The 2,170-nt window shown below is 63.4% G+C and carries 1 protein-coding gene and 1 pseudogene; both read left to right on the top strand.

The window, feature by feature from the left end; translation table 11 throughout:
* Window positions 1–159: pseudogene (locus JOZ76_RS23450) on the top strand (IS110 family transposase); the annotation flags it as partial.
* 583 nt (window positions 160–742) lie between these two features.
* Entirely contained in the window at window positions 743–2,086 is a 1,344-nt protein-coding gene (gene ltrA, locus JOZ76_RS23445; RefSeq protein WP_291702370.1) for a group II intron reverse transcriptase/maturase, read from the top strand.
* Window positions 2,087–2,170 lie beyond the last annotated feature (84 nt).

The raw sequence follows: 2,170 nt of genomic DNA, 5'->3' as shown, positions 1-2,170 counted from the left end.
AGCGCGGCGCGCAGCAACCCGGCGATCAAAGAGTTTTATCGTCGTCTGCGCGCCAAAGGTAAGCCGGCTAAGGTCGCGCTGGTCGCCTGCATGCGCCGGATCGCGATCATCCTGAATGCCCGGGTGCGCGATCATCTGGCCGCCGCTACTGCTGCGTGAGCCGGTTTCTTTGTTCGGCCGAACACCGTTTCTCCGTCCCGACCTGGCTGGTCAGCGGCGCTGCGCGCAGCGCCGGTCAAGACTGGCCGCAGGCCACCGCCGGAGGCGGCGCGTAGCGGTCTGTGTGTCGGACATGTCCGACAGTTTGGGGTGAAAGTCCCCTGTGCAACCTGATGGAGGTGAAGCACTAGCGAAGCGCAAGGGCAGAACCGCGAGGGACTGTCTGAAGGAAGCGTGGAGCAAAGTCGCGACCCGACGAACAGAAACCGGATACGAGGCAGCGCTGGTCGGACGAGCGGGCAGCCATTCGCAAAGTCCATATCCATCAAGGGCCAGAACTGTAAATCCGGCGGGTGTGCGATGAAGGCTGTCGGGCTTACTCCGAGAGATCTGCATTGTGTCCTTCGGGACTGAGGACGTCGAAAGGCGCCCTGACCGCGGTGCAGAAGTCAGCAGAGGGCATAGTAAAGCCGGAGCGCCGGCCGAAGGCCCGAACGGTCCCCAGGGAGGGGTTGAAGGAAAGGGTGAGTAGATCGGGCATCTCATGACCGCAATGCGACCGCCATACCAGCTGGAGCTGGCCTTGCCGATACCCAGCCGGGGTGAAGCCCCGCGCCGGGATGCGCAAGAGGTCGAAGCAGTCACGGCGACCACCGAACGCGAAAGCCCGGCACCCACAGAGCATCTCATGGAGGCGATCTGTGATTCGGACAACATAGAAACGGCATTGCGTGCAGTGGTGCGCAATAAGGGGGCGCCCGGCGTCGACGGTATTACCGTCCAACAGCTGCCGGGCATCCTGAGAGCGCGCTGGTCTGAGATCGAAAATCAACTACTCCAGGGGCGTTACCAGCCGCAGCCGGTGCGTCGGGTGAGAATCCCGAAGCCGGCCGGCGGGACGCGCAACCTCGGCATTCCAACCGTGATCGATCGTGTGATCCAGCAGGCGGTCCTGCAGCGGCTTCAGCCGCAGTGGGACCCGACATTCAGCGAGCACAGCTACGGCTTCCGGCCGGGCCGCTCCGCTCACCAGGCGGTGGCGCAGGCACAAGCCTACGTCATCGAAGGCTACCGGTTTGTTGGCGATATCGACTTGGCCAAATTTTTTGACCGAGTCAATCACGACCGGCTGATGGCCGCGGTGTCGGCACGGGTCTCGGACCGGCGGGTTCTGCGGCTCATCCGGGGATACTTGAGGGCCGGTGTGCTTAATGGCGGGTTGTTCGAAGAAAGCGGGGAGGGGACACCGCAAGGCGGTCCACTCTCGCCCTTGCTCTCGAACCTCGTGCTGGATGAACTGGATCGCGAGCTTGAACGTCGCAGCCATCGGTTCGTGCGGTACGCGGATGACTGTAACATCTACGTCCGCAGTGAAAAGGCTGGTCGACGGGTCATGGCGAGCCTGACCCGCTTCATCGAACGGCGCCTTAAGCTGCAGATCAATACGGAGAAGAGTGCCGTCGCCCGACCGTGGCACCGGTCGTTCCTCGGCTTCACGGTCAAGGATGACCCAGGCTTCCGGCGGTGCATCGCCGACAAGGCCGTGACCCGGTTCAAACACCGGGTTCGCGAACTGACGCGGCGGCATCGGGGCGTCAGCCTGGAGAAGGTGATCGCCGACCTGAACCCGTTCGTGCGGGGCTGGGCCGGGTACTTCGGCTTCACCCAGTGGCGCGAGTTGCCATCGCTGGATGGCTGGATCCGACGGCGCCTGCGTTGCGTCGTCTGGGTTCAGTGGAAAACGCGCGGCCAACGCTACCGCGAGCTCCGACGTCTCAACGTCCCTGAAAGGTCGGCCAGTGCGGCCATTTTCAGCCCAAAGGGGCCATGGCGGTTGAGCTCTTCGGAACCGCTGCACCGCGCCTTTACCAAAGCTCGTTTCCGTCGTCTGGGTCTGCTTTCTATGGAAAAGCTGGTGAGTGCTTAATCCGCCGAACCGCCGTGGTACGGACCCGTATGCCCGGTGGTGTGGGAGGGGTGGCACCGCGAGATGCCCCCCTATCCCGATTGA

The sequence above is a fragment of the Bradyrhizobium sp. genome (genome assembly GCF_019244115.1).
Lineage (GTDB): Bacteria > Pseudomonadota > Alphaproteobacteria > Rhizobiales > Xanthobacteraceae > Bradyrhizobium.
The sequence above is the reverse complement of the archived record's forward strand: the minus strand, read 5'-3'. Positions and strand labels throughout refer to the sequence as shown.